This is a genomic window from Pseudomonas fluorescens (assembly GCF_004683905.1).
In the GTDB taxonomy this organism is placed as follows: domain Bacteria; phylum Pseudomonadota; class Gammaproteobacteria; order Pseudomonadales; family Pseudomonadaceae; genus Aquipseudomonas; species Aquipseudomonas putida_A.
The window spans coordinates 4,316,405-4,331,764 of sequence record NZ_CP038438.1 but is presented as its reverse complement, the minus strand read 5'-3'; the positions used below and the strand labels follow the sequence as shown (position 1 = coordinate 4,331,764).

The window sequence follows — 15,360 nt, the reverse complement described above, 5'->3', positions numbered from 1 at the left end:
GCGAGGGGATTTATCCCCGATCGACTGCGTAGCAGTCGCAATCCCGCTACCAGCGTGCATCTGGCGTTGAATGGCTTTGGGGCCGCTGCGCTGCCCATCGGGGATAAATCCCCTCACCACAGAGTTTTTCTTGAAGCCAAAAGGAGCGGAATTTCTCCGCCGCGCCCATGCCCAATCCGCTAGTCTTGCTGAATCCTGGAAGGAGCCGTCCCCATGTTTGAATCCGCCGAAATCGGCCATGCCATCGACAAAGAGACTTACGACGCGGCTGTACCTGCCTTGCGTGAAGCACTGCTGGAAGCGCAGTTCGAGTTGCAGCAGCAGAAGCGTTTTCCGGTGATCATTTTGATCAACGGCATCGAAGGCGCCGGCAAGGGCGAGACCGTCAAGTTGCTCAACGAGTGGATGGACCCGCGCCTGATCGAGGTGCGTACTTTCGATCAGCAGACCGATGAAGAGCTGGCGCGGCCACCGGCGTGGCGTTACTGGCGGATGCTCCCGGCCAAGGGACGGATGGGCGTGTTCTTCGGTAACTGGTACAGCCAGATGCTTCAGGGCCGGGTCCACGGTCTGTTCAAGGATCCGCGTCTGGACCAGGCGATCAACGCCGCCGAGCGTCTGGAAAAAATGCTCTGCGATGAAGGCGCGCTGATCTTCAAGTTCTGGTTCCACCTGTCCAAGAAGCAGATGAAAGCGCGACTCAAGGCGCTGGCCGACGACCCGCTGCACAGCTGGCGCATCAGCCCGCTGGACTGGCAGCAATCGCAGACCTACGACAAGTTCGTCAAATACGGCGAGCGCGTGTTGCGCCGCACCAGCCGCGACTACGCGCCATGGCACATCATCGAAGGCATGGACGCCAATTATCGCAGTCTTGCCGTCGGCAAAATCCTGCTGGAAGGCCTGCAGAATGCGCTCAAGCGTCCAGAGGTGCATACCGAAGAGGTTAACGCCGCCCCGTTGGGCACGGCGGTCGATCAACTCAACTTGCTCGACAGCCTCGACCTGAACCAGCGACTGGAAAAGAAGGACTACGAAGAACAACTGATCACCGAGCAGGCGCGGCTGTCCGGGCTGATGCGTGACAAGCGCATGCGCCGCCACGCACTGGTGGCGGTGTTCGAAGGCAACGATGCGGCGGGCAAGGGCGGGGCGATTCGTCGGGTCGCGGCGGCGCTCGATCCGCGTCAGTACAGCATCGTGCCGATTGCCGCGCCCACTGAAGAGGAGCGCGCGCAGCCGTATCTGTGGCGCTTCTGGCGGCATTTGCCGGCGCGGGGCAAGTTCACCGTGTTCGACCGCTCCTGGTATGGCCGGGTGCTGGTGGAGCGGGTCGAGGGCTTCTGCAGCCCGGCCGACTGGCTGCGGGCTTACAGCGAGATCAACGATTTCGAAGAGCAGATCGCCGACGCCGGGGTCATCGTCGTCAAGTTCTGGCTGGCGATCGACAAGGACACGCAGATGGAGCGCTTCCAGGCCCGCGAGCAGATTCCGTTCAAGCGCTTCAAGATCACTGAGGACGACTGGCGCAACCGCGACAAGTGGGACGCCTACCGCGCCGCCGTGGGCGACATGGTCGACCGCACCAGCACCGAGATTTCGCCGTGGACGCTGGTCGAGGCCAATGACAAACGCTGGGCCCGGGTCAAGGTCCTGCGCACGATCAACCGAGCGCTTGAGGAAGCATTCGCGAAGTCCGACAAACGCGCGAAAAAACACAAGGACTGAGCCGATGGACCCGCATACGCGAGGTGAATGATTGTCGCGGTCGGCGGCAGGGTGGATTTATGCTCGGTCCACTCTCCTCCGACAACAACAATTGAGGTATGCCATGCGTGAAGTGGTGATCGTCGACAGCGTGCGGACCGGCCTGGCCAAGTCCTTTCGCGGCAAGTTCAACCAGACCCGCCCCGACGACATGGCGGCCCATTGCGTCAACGCGCTGCTGTCGCGCAATGACATCGACCCGGCCAGCGTCGAGGACTGCATTGTCGGCGCCGGCTCCAACGAGGGCGCGCAGGGTTACAACATCGGCCGCAACGTGGCGGTGCTGTCGCGGCTGGGCACCGGCGTGGCCGGCATGACCCTCAACCGTTTCTGTTCTTCGGGGTTGCAGGCGATTGCGATTGCCGCCAACCAGATCGCCTCCGGTTGCAGCGACATCATTGTCGCCGGCGGCGTCGAATCAATCAGTCTGACCCTGAAAAGCGTCAACATCGACCACCTGATCAACCCGTTGCTCAAGCAGCAGGTGCCGGGCATCTACTACACCATGGGCCAGACCGCCGAAGTGGTTGCGCGCCGTTACGACGTCAGCCGCGAGGCCCAGGATCGTTACGCGCTGCAAAGCCAGCTGCGCACTGCCCAGGCGCAGGCGGCCGGGCTGTTCAATGATGAAATTGTGCCGATGGCGGTCAAGTACCGGGTCGAGGACAAGAACAGTGGTGAGGTGCAGACCCTCGATGGCATCGTCGATCACGACGATTGCAACCGCCCGGACACCACTTACGAAAGTCTCGCCGGACTGAAACCGGTGTTTGCCGAGGACGGTTCAGTGACGGCCGGTAACTCATCGCAGTTGTCCGACGGCGCGTCGATGACCCTGGTGATGAGCCTGGAAAAAGCCCTGCAACTGGGGCTCAAGCCGAAGGCGTTTTTCCGTGGTTTCACCGTCGCCGGTTGCGAGCCGGACGAAATGGGCATCGGCCCGGTGTTCTCGGTGCCGAAACTGCTCAAGGCCAAAGGCTTGCAGGTGGCGGATATCGATCTGTGGGAGCTGAACGAGGCGTTTGCTTCGCAATGCCTGTATGCCCGCGATCGGCTGGAGATCGACAACGACAAATACAACGTCAACGGCGGCTCGATTTCCATCGGCCACCCGTTCGGCATGACCGGTTCGCGGCAGGTCGGGCATCTGGTGCGTGAGTTGCAGCGGCGTAATTTGCGTTACGGCATCGTGACCATGTGCGTGGGGGGCGGGATGGGGGCGACGGGGTTGTTTGAGGCTGTTCGTTAAACCTGCAGATTTGTATTGACTGTCAGGACGCCTTCGCGAGCAAGCTCGCTCCCACATTGGTACGGCGTACACCGATCAGAATGTGGGAGCGAGCTTGCTCGCGAAGGCATCAACTCGGTTCATCGGTTGGAATCCAGAAGCTGCATCCGCGCGATATACGCCTGAATTTCCTGCTCAGCCTTATCCGGGGAATCGAACGGCCCCTCAAGGGTGTTCTCCCGCGTGCTGAAAAACAGTTCGCCATTGACCCGGCACAACCGGTCGCTGCGAAAGTGCGTGGCGGGGGCGCTGTCATCGGCGCGCATTCCGTACATGATCCGGCTCCTTGATTGATCCGTTGCAGGGATCCAATCAGCTTATGCCTGAAGCACTTGGCGCGCTTCGTCAGCCGATCAACGGCAAAGCGTCAATTTAATGCTGCGACCTGCACAGTTTCATTCGCGGCCTGGCCCGAACTGTCCCTGTGTTGCGTCTGTCGGCGGGCCTAGAATGATCGCTCTCGTCAGCAGGCATTGGGGTTCGCATGCACATTTCATCCGGTCGCTGGGTCTACGGTCTGTTCCTGGCGCTGCTGACGGCGTTTTTGTGGGGCATCCTGCCGATCAAACTCAAGCAGGTGCTGCTGGTGATGGACCCGATCACGGTGACCTGGTTTCGCCTGTTGGTCTCCGGCGGCTGCCTGTTCATCTACCTGGCGGCCACGCGCCGCCTGCCGAGCCGCAAGGTGCTCGGCCCCCGGGGTGGCTGGCTGGTGCTGATGGCGGTGCTCGGGCTGGTGGGCAACTACGTGCTGTACCTGATGGGCCTTAACCTGCTCAGCCCCGGCACCGCGCAGTTGGTGGTGCAGATGGGGCCGATCATGTTGCTGATCGCCAGCCTGTTTGTGTTCAAGGAGCGCTTCAGTATCGGTCAGGGCATTGGCCTGGCGGTGCTGCTGATCGGCTTTGTGCTGTTCTTCAATCAGCGTCTGGCTGAACTGCTCACCTCATTGTCGGACTACACCGCCGGCGTGTTGCTGGTGCTGTTGGCCTCGACAGTCTGGACCTTCTACGCACTGGGACAGAAGCAATTGCTCACGGTGTGGAATTCGCTGCAGGTGATGATGGTGATCTACCTGTTCTGCGCGCTGTTGCTGACGCCGTGGGTGCATCCGCTCGAAGCACTGGAACTGAGCCCGGTGCAGGGTTGGCTGTTGCTGGTGTGCTGCATGAACACGCTGATTGCCTACGGTGCATTTGCCGAGGCGCTGGCGCATTGGGAAGCGTCACGGGTCAGTGCGACGCTGGCGATCACGCCGTTGGTGACCTTTGGCGCGGTGGCGATTGTCGCCGGGGTGTGGCCGGAATATGTGCATGCCGAGCAGATCAATGGGCTGGGTTATGGCGGGGCGGTGCTGGTGGTGCTGGGGTCGGCGCTGGTGGCGTTGGGGCCGTCGCTGATTGCCGGGTTGAAGGCGCGGCGGATGCGCATTGCAGCCAGTTAGACCGCGCTGCTCCCATTCGCGAGCAAGCTCGCTCCCACATTGGTGCGGCGTACACCGATCAAAATGTGGGAGCGAGCTTGCTCGCGAAGGCGGCCTGTCAGGCGCTACAAATCTCAGCCCTTGGCGCCAGCCTCAATCATGTTCTCCGGCCGCACCCAGGCATCGAACTCTTCATCGGTCAGATACCCCAGCTGCAGCGCCGCCTCGCGCAAGGTCAAGCCCTCACCGTAAGCCTTCTTGGCGATTTCCGCCGACTTGTCGTAACCGATGTGCGGATTCAGCGCGGTCACCAGCATCAGACCGCGTTCCAGGTGCTGGGCCATGACCTGCGCGTCCGGTTCAAGACCGGCGATGCAGTGCTGCTGGAAGTTGCTACAACCGTCGGCGAGCAGGCGGATCGATTGCAGCACATTGTGGATGATCACCGGTTTGTACACGTTCAGTTGCAGGTGACCCTGACTCGCCGCAATGCCGATGGTGACGTCGTTGCCCAACACCTGGCAGGCCAGCATCGACAGCGCTTCGCACTGGGTAGGGTTGACCTTGCCGGGCATGATCGAACTGCCCGGCTCGTTGGCCGGCAGCTTGACTTCGGCCAAGCCTGCGCGAGGGCCGGAGCCGAGTAGACGGAGGTCGTTGGCGATTTTCATCAGCGCCACGGCGAGGGTCTTCAGGGCGCCGGACAGGCTGGTCAGCGGCTCATGCCCGGCCAGCGCGGCAAACTTGTTCGGCGCGGTGACGAACGGCAGACCGGACAGCGCGGCGAGTTCCGCGGCAATCGCTTCGCCAAAGCCGTGCGGCGAATTCAGGCCGGTGCCGACGGCAGTGCCGCCCTGCGCCAGTTCACACACCGCCGGCAGTGCCGCGCGGATCGCCCGTTCGGCGTAATCCAGCTGCGCTATAAACCCCGATAGCTCCTGACCGAAGGTGATCGGCGTCGCGTCCATCATGTGCGTGCGGCCGGTCTTCACCAGTTTCATGTGCCGTGCGGCCAATTCGGCCAGGCCGCCGGACAGCTCGGCGATCGCCGGCAGCAATTGCTCCTGCACGGCTTTGGCAGTGGCGATGCTCATGGCGGTGGGGAAGCAGTCGTTGGAGCTTTGCGAGCGATTGACGTGATCGTTGGGGTGCACCGGCGTTTTGCCGCCGCGCGGATTGCCGGCCAGTTCGTTGGCACGGCCGGCGATCACTTCGTTGACGTTCATGTTGCTCTGGGTGCCGCTGCCGGTCTGCCAGACCACCAGCGGAAACTGGTCGTCATGCTGACCGTCGAGCACTTCGTCGGCGGTTTGTTCGATCAGGCGGGCAATGTCGGCGGGCAGGTCGCCGTTGCGGTCGTTGACCCGGGCAGCGGCTTTCTTGATCAGGGCCAGGGCGTGCAGTACCGGCAGCGGCATGCGTTCCTGACCAATAGCGAAGTTGATCAGCGAGCGTTGCGTCTGAGCACCCCAGTAGGCGTCGTCCGGGACTTCGATCTGGCCCAGGCTGTCGGTTTCGATACGGCTCATCGTGCACACTCCTGTTGGTTCGTTTGCGCAGTTTAGGCCCGGTCAGGCCCAGGTGGTTCCCTCGAACCGATTGTTGACCGGTAAAACCCGGGCAATCAAGCGCGGCAAGGCTCGGGGGTTGAGCCACGAGGTTTTTTAGGCGCAGAATGGTCGCCCTTGGGGTTTTACCTCGCCTAGCTGAAAAGGAAACTCGATGACTCGTCTTCGTGCCATCTGCACCGCGGTTGCACTGGTTTGCGCCAGCGGCCAGGTGCTTGCCGATACCGCCAGCCACAACGCCAGTGCTGAAGCTTTCCTGACCCTGGCGCACGCTGACAAGCTGGGCACTCCGGTGTACATGCAAGTGCAGCAAATGTTCGCTCAGCGTTTTGAACAGACCAAAGCCCCGGAATCCAAGAAAGCCGTACTGGAAACCTACCAGGCCAAGGCCAATGCCGCCCTGGACCAGGCCATCGGCTGGAACAAGCTCAAGCCTGACATGGTCAAGCTCTACACCAGCAACTTCAGCGAATCGGAGCTCAAAGACCTGGTCGCGTTTTACCAGTCGCCACTGGGCAAGAAAGTCCTGGAGAAAATGCCGCAGCTGACCCAGCAATCGGCCCAGATGACTCAGGCCAAGCTGGAAAGCGCCGTGCCTGTCGTCAACAAGCTGCTCGACGACATGACCAACGAGCTGGCACCGAAAGGCGCTGCGCCGGCCAAGAAGAAGTAAGCGGAGTTCGTGATGACCATGCAACAACGCATCGAATCGACGCTGGGCCTGCTGCAGCCTGAGCATCTGCAAGTGCTGGACGAAAGCCACATGCACAGTCGCGGGTTACAGACGCACTTCAAGGCAGTGGTGGTCAGCGCGCAGTTCGAAGGCCTGAACCGGGTCAAGCGCCACCAGAAAGTCTACGGCACGCTTGGCGAGCTGATGGGCGAGTTCCATGCGTTGGCGCTGCACACCTACACCCCGCAGGAATGGGCAGAAGTGGGCGCCGCTCCGGCGTCGCCGACCTGTGCCGGCGGTAGCAAACACTGACTTTGGATGTAACGGGCTTTTTGTGGTGTGGGAGCTTTTGTGGCGAGGTGATTTAGCGAAACGTCGCACCGCCTCGATCGGCTGCGCAGCAGTCGTAAACCCACAGAATGCGGTATCCCTGAGAGACTGCATTCGCGGGTTTTGGGGCCGCTTCGCAGCCCATCGGGGATAAATCCCCTCGCCACAGAGTTCTCGGCACATCCTATAACGATCCTGTTTTTGCTAGAATCCGCGACGCGCCGCTCACCCGGCGCGTTTTTTTTGAATCCGGTTCACCCTTTGCGAGGGTAGCCACCTGGAGAAATACCCATGACACAACCGATTGTCGTGGCGGCACTGTATAAGTTCGTCACCCTCGAAGATTACGTTGACCTGCGCGAGCCCCTGCTGCAAGCGATGGTCGACAATGGCATCAAAGGCACTCTGCTGATCGCCGAAGAAGGCATCAACGGCACCGTGTCCGGCAGCCGCGAAGGCATCGACGGCCTGCTCGCCTGGCTGAAGAACGACCCGCGCATGATCGACATCGACCACAAAGAGTCGTACTGCGACGAGCAGCCGTTCTACCGCACCAAGGTCAAGTTGAAGAAAGAGATCGTCACCCTTGGCGTCGAAGGCGTGGACCCGAACAAAAAGGTCGGCACCTACGTTGAGCCGCAGGACTGGAACGCGCTGATCAGCGACCCGGAAGTGCTGCTGATCGACACCCGCAACGACTACGAAGTGGCGATCGGCACCTTCGAAGGCGCCATCGATCCGAAAACCACCAGTTTTCGCGAATTCCCCGACTACATCAAAGAACACTTCGACCCGGCCGTGCACAAGAAGGTCGCGATGTTCTGCACCGGCGGCATTCGCTGCGAGAAAGCCTCCAGCTACATGCTGGGTGAGGGGTTCGAAGAGGTTTACCACCTCAAGGGCGGCATCCTGAAGTACCTCGAAGAGGTGCCGCAGGAAGAAACCAAGTGGCAGGGTGACTGCTTCGTGTTCGACAACCGGGTGACCGTGCGTCACGACCTCAGCGAAGGCGACTACGATCAATGTCATGCCTGCCGCACACCGGTCAGTGTTGAAGATCGCGCCTCCGAGCACTACGTGGCCGGCATCAGCTGCCCGCATTGCTGGGACAAACTGAGCGAGAAAACCCGCCGCAGCGCCATCGATCGGCAGAAGCAGATCGAACTGGCCAAGGCGCGCAACATGCCGCACCCGATCGGCTACAACTATAAACAAGCATCCACCGAGGCCTGATCATGACTGCGCGCCTGCTCTATGTGATGGATCCGATGTGTTCCTGGTGCTGGGGGTTCGCCCCGGTTGCCAAGGCATTGGTCGAGCAGGCGCAGGCAGCCGGGGTGGAGTTGCACCTGGTGGTCGGCGGGTTGCGCACCGGTAGCGGTGCGGCGCTGGAACCGACTACGCGGCGCTACATCCTCGAGCACTGGCAAGCGGTCAACGAGGCTACCGGTCAGCCGTTCAAGTTCGACGGGGCGTTGCCCGACGGTTTTGTCTACGACACCGAGCCGGCCTGTCGGGCAATCGTCACCGCGCGCAGCCTGGCGCCGGATTGCGCGTGGACGCTGGTCGGCCTGATCCAGCAGGCGTTTTACGCTGAAGGCCGCGATGTCACCCAGGCCAGTGTGTTGGTCGAACTGGCCGAACAGGCCGGCGTGCCGCGTATCGAGTTTGCCGCGCTGTTCGATCATGCCGATCAGCACAAGGCGACTCAGGCTGATTTCAGCTGGGTGCAGGATCTGGGCATCGCCGGGTTCCCGACCCTGCTCGCCGAGCGCAACGGCCAACTGGCGCTGTTGACCAACGGCTATCAACCGCTCAGCGAACTCTCGCCGCTGCTTGGTCGCTGGCTGGAGCGCGCCGCCTGTGCCTGACCTGGCCGATGACACGCCAGCCGTAAAGCGTGTCGACCGGCTGAGCTGGGCAGAAGTCCGGCGTCTGGCGCTACATCACAAGAAATCCCTGTGGATCGCCAACGGCGTGGCCGTGCTGGCGACGCTGTGCAGCGTGCCGATTCCGTTGCTGCTGCCATTGCTGGTGGACGAAGTCCTGCTCGGGCATGGCGACGCTGCGTTGAAAGTCATGAACCATGTGTTGCCGTCGATGTGGCAACAGGCGGCGGGCTATATCGGCCTGATGCTGGTGGTCACTCTGACCCTGCGTTGCAGTGCCCTGTGCTTTGGCGTGTTGCAGGCGCGGCTGTTTGCGCGGCTGGCCAAGGACATCGTCTACCGCATTCGCGTGCGGCTGATCGAGCGCCTGAAAAGGATTTCCCTCGGCGAATACGAAAGCCTCGGCAGCGGCACCGTGACCACCCATCTGGTCACTGACCTCGACACCCTCGACAAATTTGTCGGCGAAACCCTCAGTCGTTTTCTGGTGGCGATGCTGACCCTGGTCGGCACCGCGAGCATCCTGATGTGGATGCACTGGAAACTGGCGCTGCTGATCCTGCTGTTCAATCCATTGGTGATCTACGCCACGGTGCAATTGGGCAAACGGGTCAAGCACCTGAAGAAACTGGAGAACGACAGCACCTCGCGTTTCACTCAGGCCTTGAGCGAAACCCTCGATGCGATCCAGGAAGTGCGCGCCGGCAACCGTCAGGGTTTCTTCCTCGGGCGACTCGGCTTGCGCGCGCAGGAAGTGCGTAACTATGCGGTCAACTCGCAGTGGAAGACCGATGCGTCGAACCGCGCCAGTGGTCTGCTGTTCCAGTTCGGCATCGACATCTTCCGCGCGGCGGCGATGCTCACGGTGCTGTTCTCCGACCTGTCGATCGGCCAGATGCTCGCGGTGTTCAGCTACCTGTGGTTCATGATCGGCCCGGTCGAACAACTGCTCAATCTGCAATACGCCTACTACGCGGCGGGTGGCGCACTGGCGCGGATCAACGAACTGCTGGCGCGGGCCGACGAGCCGCAATACCCGGGCGGCGTCGATCCGTTCAAGGGTCGCGAAACCGTGGGTATCGAGGTGCAGGGGCTGAGCTTCGGTTACGGCGATGAGCTGGTGGTGGATCAGATGAACCTGTCCATTGCCCCCGGTGAGAAAGTCGCGATTGTCGGCGCCAGCGGCGGCGGCAAAAGCACTTTGGTGCAACTGTTGTTAGGGCTGTACACGCCGTTGTCCGGGACTATCCGTTTCGGCGGTTCGACCCAACAGGAAATCGGTCTGGAGCTGATTCGTGAAAACGTCGCGGTGGTGCTGCAGCATCCGGCGCTGTTCAACGACACCGTCCGCGCCAATCTGACCATGGGCCGCACCCGCAGTGACGAAGCCTGCTGGCAGGCGCTGGAAATCGCTCAGTTGGAGGCGACCATCCGGGCGCTGCCGGACGGTCTCGACAGCATCGTCGGACGTTCCGGCGTGCGTCTGTCCGGTGGTCAGCGTCAGCGTCTGGCGATTGCGCGGATGATCCTCGCCGAGCCGAAAGTGGTGATTCTCGACGAAGCCACTTCAGCCCTCGACGCTGCCACCGAATACAACCTGCATCAGGCCATGGCGCGCTTCCTCAATGGCCGCACCACGCTGATCATTGCCCATCGCCTGTCGGCGGTGAACCAGGCGGATCGGGTGCTGGTGTTCGATGGCGGGCAAGTGGCCGAGGATGGCGACCACCAGCAACTGATCGCCGATGGCGGCCTCTACGCCAAACTCTACGGCCATCTGCAGCGCCTGTAATCAGCCCCACAGCACTTGTAACACCGCCTCGCCGCCGTCATGGCCGAACTGCTTCATCACCACCGAACAGGATTCGCACGGGCGCATCGTTGTTGCGATGTCGACCGCGCGGATCTCTGTCGGGTCGGGATATTTCTCGCGCAGCACGCTGATCAGTTTGCTTTCGCTGTCCAGCGAGGTCGGCCGGCTGGTTTGCGTCGGCTGATAGGTTTTCAGCTCCTTGATGGTCAGCGGCACGGCCAGCAGTTGCCCTTGCTCGGTGACCTCCAGCGAGGTGCGCGGGAAGCTTGGGTTGTAGTCGATGTTGACGTAAGTGGTGTCGCCGATCCGCACGTGATTGGCACCCATGTGGCGAAACAGCGGCAGGCGCTGGGTGCTGCCTTGCGCGCCGGACACGCTGACGTAGATCTCCCGTTTGCCACTGGTCGTGGTGACTTCGGCATAGGCGATGTTACGTGCGTTGACCGGCCGCTCACGCACAGGCAACAGGTTGTGCAGTTTCTGCATGGCACTGTCGATGCGCAGGGCCGCGTTGCTGTTGGCCGGGTTGATTGTTGGCGACAGAAACAACGTGTCGAAAATCTCTGCGGTTTTCTGCCGAAAGGCTTCCGGCGCTTCCTTGCTGCGCGCCCAGGTGACGGCGCCTTCGGGCAGGCGGGTGACGATCATCCGTGTCGAGTGATCGAACATCAGTGCTTCGCCCGGGCTGGTGTCGACCTTCAGCCATTTCATGTTGTTTGCAGGCATGGCCGTGGTGCCGATGGGGATCGCGATCTGTTCCATGGTCTGCATCGCGCGCTGCACCGATTCCAGACCATGGATGCGCACCATGTTGTTGGCATGCAGCGAGCCGGTGTAGACGGTCAGCAGTTCAGCGCCGAGGGTGCCGTCGGCCAGTTCGGCAGGTGCCAGGCGCTTGAACGTCAGCTGCTTGCCGGGGATTTCGCCTTTGGCGAAGGTTGCCAGGTAGTACTCGTGGTGGTTGACCCGGAAAAACACATGGGTGGCCGAGTCGTCGATGGCCGGCATCAGCACGGCGCCGACCTGATGTGAATCGTTGATGTCGTCGTAGGTGCCGCCGGTTTTTATCCGCGCATAAATGCCTTTGCGAAACTGCAGCGTGGCTTGAATCTGCTGTCTTGGTACCAGCCTGCCTTGATTGAAGCCCAGGCGACGCAGGTCGCCGTTGAACAGCCTCGGGCGGTTATCGATGATCTGATAAAGCCTGGCTTCGACCGCCAGGAACGTTCCGTCACGCCGGGGCAGGGTGGCCGGCTCCGAAACCCGCTCGCCGAACCATGGCGCGTAACCCTTTTCCTTGTCGATGGTGCCGACGGCGGGCGTCGGGGCGGGTTCTGCGGTGATGTAGCTGACGCGGCAGTCGCCCGCGCCCGGTGCGCGACGGATCCGGCACGGCAGCAGCGTCCAGTGCTGACTGTCATCGAGCAGCTCGACCCGGCGCAGTTCATCGCCGTCGAGTCGATAGGGCACATCATCGATCAAGACCGTGGTGCGTCCGCCAGCCTCGGGGACAAGCTCGACGCGGGTGTTCGGCGCTACTTCGATATCGATCTGATCGTCGGTTTTTTTCACGGTGCGGTAGTGCGAACGCCCCAGCGAAAAATCATGCTCGTGTGCGAGCAACTGCGGCCCATAAGGGCGGTCGGACAGCGGATCGAGCAAGTGATGCCGCGAGCCGCCGACGTTGCGCACCGACACATCGTCAATGCCTCTGACCACGGCCAGATGATCGGCAGGGTTCAGCGCTTTCCAGCGCCCGGCATCCAGTGCCTGGGGCAGACTGTGCAGCAGGTCATAGTCAGCGCTTCTGCCGGCCAGCCTTTTCAGACGTGCAACCGCGCGGTGTTCCAGATGCGCCACGGCCCGCACTGCGCCGATCGCACCTCGGCCGCCGAGCTTGAGCAAAGCAGGCGAAGCGTCCATCGGATTGAGGTTTCTCAAGCTCGAAACCAGCAGGTTTTTTGACAATTGCGCCATGCGTGGCAGGGCGACGCGAATCGCCATTTTCCCGGCCACGGCCGCGAGGCGAATGCTGCCGGCGACGAATTTGCCCAAGGGAATCGCGAACGAGACGATATCGAGGAGCAGGCCGAGTACGCCCATTGCGCGTTTGCCCGGACTGTCCGACTGCAGGTCTTCGAGACTGCCCCAGAACGGGATAAAGCCCTTGAGGGCATGAGTCCAGTGCTTTTTGCGGCTGTCGCGCTCGAAACGGGTATCACCCCAGGCCTCACTGCGCAGCGCCTGCTCATCGGCATAGAACAACCGGGTCGCGATGAACGAGGCGATGTGCGCCGTGCGCGGTGAGCTGAAGGTCAGGTTCGGCGAACTGTCGTGATGGGCCGCCGGGATCATCGAAACCGGGAGGGAGTCGCCCAGCGGTTCGAGGATCGCGACGCATTTGGCGTCGGGGGCGGGTGTCGAACCGTCCCAGTGTGCTTTTCGATCGAACGGCAGGCGGCGGGCGACGATGCGGCTGATGCTCTGGCCCTTGGTCCGTCCACGTTTGGGCGGCAGGGGTGGCAATAACAGACCGCCAACATGTGTGCCATCCAGATCCGGGCGTTTACGAATGATGCCGGCACGAGGCAGGCATTCGTAGAATTGTGGCGGGCCCTGATACGTCGCCTGCAACACGAAGCCCATGCGGGCCCGGTGCGGCAGGATGTTTTCCGCTGTCTCCAGGTGAGCTTCGATATGCCGTGTCGGATCCCTGAGGCTGTGAATCCGCACTTCGCCGTGCTCCAGTGCCCGGCGGTCGGGCCACGGCAGTGTGACCAGCAGCGACTTGATCAGGTATTCATAGGCTTCGCGGGTCTCGCTCAGATAGTCATCGAACTGCTGCTCGAACAAGGGCCTGATCTCGGGCAAGGTGCAGTTGCTCGGAAACCGTGAAAGGCGTCGGCCTGGATGTCCGGTGTCGAAAAAACCGCTTTGCAGTTTGCCTGCTGCGTTGAGGCTGATCCATTCGCTGGCACTGCGGCCATCGTTGCTGACGTACCAGCGCGTGTCGGGGCTCAACCCGCCAGCGGCATAGACCTCCAGCAACGGCCAGGTCGGCAATGCCACATCCGGGGTGTCGATAATGCTGCGTCGGCTACGGTTGGGCGTTGAAGGATGGTGGCGTTTGAGGCGAATCGTCGTGTGATCGTACAGCTCGTTGGCCAGCGCCTTGTCCAGTTGCTGTTTTGCCAATGCGAGTCGCCGTGGCGGCTCGATGTCCAGTTGCAGGATCGCTGCGTTCATTTGCTTCTTGTGGTCTTCCAGCGCTTGCAGGGCAGCGTCATCGCCGGATGTCTCGTTCGCTGCAGCCGGCGCTCCGGTGGCCAGTGTCCAGGTCTGCGCGGCAGCCACTCGGGTCATGGCGATCAGGGTTTGCAGGTCGGTGCTGGCGTTTTCGCTTTTGTGCAGCGGCAGATCGACCAGTTGCTGAAAGCTCAGATGTTCCAGCAACTGTGGATCGAGGGCATGGGCGAGGTGCACGCCATGCACGAAATTGACCCAGACCACCGAGCTGGCGTACGGCAGGTCGTCAGGAATGTCGCGCACTTGAAATTCCGGCCCGAACTGCGTCAGGCATACCCATCCCAGCAGATGTTTTTCGGTCGGGGACGAGGTTCGGTGAGAATCCTCCAGGTGCTGTAAAAAATCCCGGCGAATGCTGGCGTAGCTGGCGCCGTAGTGAGCGCGTTGTTCCAGCGCAAAACCGGCCACTTCGGTCGAGCTGCCTTCGCCGGGCAGTTCGTACCACAGGCACAACGCTTCGAGCAGTAAACGCAGGCCGATATCGGGCACGGTCAGTTCATCGGGTCGCGCGCCATACCATTGCAGTTTCTGCAGCAGGCGCTGGCCCAGGTCACGCGCCTTGGGGGTGTCGAGCAGGCGATCCAGGCAGGCGGCAGGCTGCTGTTCCAGTTGCTGGCGGGTGAAGGCAGGCGTTACTTCGCTGGCCAGGCTGTCGATGGCCGACAGGGTTTTGCCGGTAAGCCAGTCGCCAATCAGGTCGTGAATCGCGGCTTTGTCATCGTCGCTCATCAGTCCCGTCAGCGCCGGCTGGTGTCGCAGATTCAGTCGGTGGCAGGCGCGTTGTTCTTCGACCTTGCCGATCAACCGGGCCAGTGCCGTGGCGTCCTGTGCATCCGTAAATGTGAACCCGGACTCACGCAGCAATTGTGACAACGGCAGCAGCCTGTCGGAACGCAGGTGTGCGCCTATACTCAGCAACGCTCGCTGAAATTCTTGAATTGTGCTGGAGGCCCGGGTGACATCCTCGATGGTGAAGCGGGCGCAGCTGCCATCGGGACGATTGAAGGAAAAGCTGCAGTGACCGGCTGCGGCGTCGACTTGCAGCAATGATCCTCTGGACGTTTGCAGGTAGGCCGCCAATTGTGGTTCGCCGCTGTCATCGAACAGTGCTTGCAGAAGGTTTTGCGCCTGGTCGTGGGCTGCACCCAGGCGTGAATGTGTCTGGGGTGTGAGGTAGTAGGTCTGCAGTGAGGTCGATGCGTCGAGCACGGCGCGCAGGGCAGAGATCATTGCGCGGTATTCGCTCTGTTGGGCAGTATGGCGTTGCAGCGTGGCGGAAGGTGACTGCATGGAAAACGGCTCT

The 15,360-nt window shown here is 61.7% G+C and carries 11 protein-coding genes; 8 read left to right on the top strand and 3 right to left on the bottom strand.

Features of this window, described 5'->3' with window-relative positions:
* Positions 1 to 213 precede the first annotated feature (213 nt).
* Complete coding sequence (gene pap, locus E4T63_RS19855) at positions 214 to 1,728, top strand: polyphosphate:AMP phosphotransferase (protein ID WP_047598735.1); 1,515 nt, start codon at positions 214 to 216, stop codon at positions 1,726 to 1,728.
* A 103-nt stretch (positions 1,729 to 1,831) separates the two neighbouring features.
* On the top strand, positions 1,832 to 3,016 hold the full coding sequence (locus E4T63_RS19850; protein ID WP_135296318.1) for a thiolase family protein: 1,185 nt from the start codon (positions 1,832 to 1,834) through the stop codon (positions 3,014 to 3,016).
* A 119-nt stretch (positions 3,017 to 3,135) separates the two neighbouring features.
* Here the strand turns inward: E4T63_RS19850 and E4T63_RS19845 are convergent, their stop codons facing one another.
* Positions 3,136 to 3,330 carry a DUF6316 family protein gene (locus E4T63_RS19845; RefSeq protein WP_115989173.1) on the bottom strand — a complete coding sequence of 65 codons (195 nt, stop codon included), beginning with the start codon at positions 3,328 to 3,330 and terminating at the stop codon, positions 3,136 to 3,138.
* 209 nt (positions 3,331 to 3,539) lie between these two features.
* On the opposite strand from E4T63_RS19845, the gene E4T63_RS19840 reads away from it, so the two are divergent.
* Complete coding sequence (locus E4T63_RS19840) at positions 3,540 to 4,499, top strand: DMT family transporter (protein WP_135296317.1); 960 nt, start codon at positions 3,540 to 3,542, stop codon at positions 4,497 to 4,499.
* A gap of 113 nt (positions 4,500 to 4,612) precedes the next feature.
* Here E4T63_RS19840 and E4T63_RS19835 read toward each other — a convergent pair whose 3' ends face one another.
* On the bottom strand, positions 4,613 to 6,007 hold the full coding sequence (locus E4T63_RS19835) for a class II fumarate hydratase (RefSeq protein ID WP_135296316.1): 1,395 nt from the start codon (positions 6,005 to 6,007) through the stop codon (positions 4,613 to 4,615).
* 193 nt (positions 6,008 to 6,200) lie between these two features.
* On the opposite strand from E4T63_RS19835, the gene E4T63_RS19830 reads away from it, so the two are divergent.
* The 5 genes from E4T63_RS19830 (at position 6,201) to E4T63_RS19810 (ending at position 10,730) form a co-directional block, all read left to right on the top strand.
* Positions 6,201 to 6,719, top strand: coding sequence for a DUF2059 domain-containing protein (locus tag E4T63_RS19830; protein ID WP_003226938.1), 519 nt, complete (start codon positions 6,201 to 6,203; stop codon positions 6,717 to 6,719).
* 12 nt (positions 6,720 to 6,731) lie between these two features.
* Positions 6,732 to 7,031, top strand: coding sequence for a BolA family protein (locus tag E4T63_RS19825; protein WP_003226935.1), 300 nt, complete (start codon positions 6,732 to 6,734; stop codon positions 7,029 to 7,031).
* Between the two features lie 309 nt (positions 7,032 to 7,340).
* Complete coding sequence (locus E4T63_RS19820) at positions 7,341 to 8,282, top strand: rhodanese-related sulfurtransferase (protein WP_027612407.1); 942 nt, start codon at positions 7,341 to 7,343, stop codon at positions 8,280 to 8,282.
* Positions 8,283 to 8,317: 35 nt separating this feature from the next.
* Positions 8,318 to 8,920 carry a DsbA family protein gene (locus E4T63_RS19815; RefSeq protein WP_177409009.1) on the top strand — a complete coding sequence of 201 codons (603 nt, stop codon included), beginning with the start codon at positions 8,318 to 8,320 and terminating at the stop codon, positions 8,918 to 8,920.
* Positions 8,913 to 10,730, top strand: coding sequence for an ABC transporter ATP-binding protein (locus E4T63_RS19810; RefSeq protein ID WP_135296315.1), 1,818 nt, complete (start codon positions 8,913 to 8,915; stop codon positions 10,728 to 10,730). The genes E4T63_RS19815 and E4T63_RS19810 overlap by 8 nt, the downstream gene beginning before the upstream one ends.
* On the opposite strand, the gene E4T63_RS19805 is transcribed toward E4T63_RS19810, so the two are convergent.
* On the bottom strand, positions 10,731 to 15,347 hold the full coding sequence (locus E4T63_RS19805) for a deaminase domain-containing protein (protein WP_135296314.1): 4,617 nt from the start codon (positions 15,345 to 15,347) through the stop codon (positions 10,731 to 10,733). It abuts the gene before it with no gap.
* Positions 15,348 to 15,360 lie beyond the last annotated feature (13 nt).

Coding starts and splice junctions, on each gene's coding strand:
- E4T63_RS19845 (WP_115989173.1), bottom strand. CDS start 3,330: ATGTACGGAATGCGCGCCGATGACAGCGCCCCCGCCACGCACTTTCGC.
- E4T63_RS19820 (WP_027612407.1), top strand. CDS start 7,341: ATGACACAACCGATTGTCGTGGCGGCACTGTATAAGTTCGTCACCCTC.
- E4T63_RS19840 (WP_135296317.1), top strand. CDS start 3,540: ATGCACATTTCATCCGGTCGCTGGGTCTACGGTCTGTTCCTGGCGCTG.
- E4T63_RS19830 (WP_003226938.1), top strand. CDS start 6,201: ATGACTCGTCTTCGTGCCATCTGCACCGCGGTTGCACTGGTTTGCGCC.
- E4T63_RS19805 (WP_135296314.1), bottom strand. CDS start 15,347: ATGCAGTCACCTTCCGCCACGCTGCAACGCCATACTGCCCAACAGAGC.
- pap (WP_047598735.1), top strand. CDS start 214: ATGTTTGAATCCGCCGAAATCGGCCATGCCATCGACAAAGAGACTTAC.
- E4T63_RS19825 (WP_003226935.1), top strand. CDS start 6,732: ATGACCATGCAACAACGCATCGAATCGACGCTGGGCCTGCTGCAGCCT.
- E4T63_RS19815 (WP_177409009.1), top strand. CDS start 8,318: ATGTGTTCCTGGTGCTGGGGGTTCGCCCCGGTTGCCAAGGCATTGGTC.
- E4T63_RS19835 (WP_135296316.1), bottom strand. CDS start 6,007: ATGAGCCGTATCGAAACCGACAGCCTGGGCCAGATCGAAGTCCCGGAC.
- E4T63_RS19850 (WP_135296318.1), top strand. CDS start 1,832: ATGCGTGAAGTGGTGATCGTCGACAGCGTGCGGACCGGCCTGGCCAAG.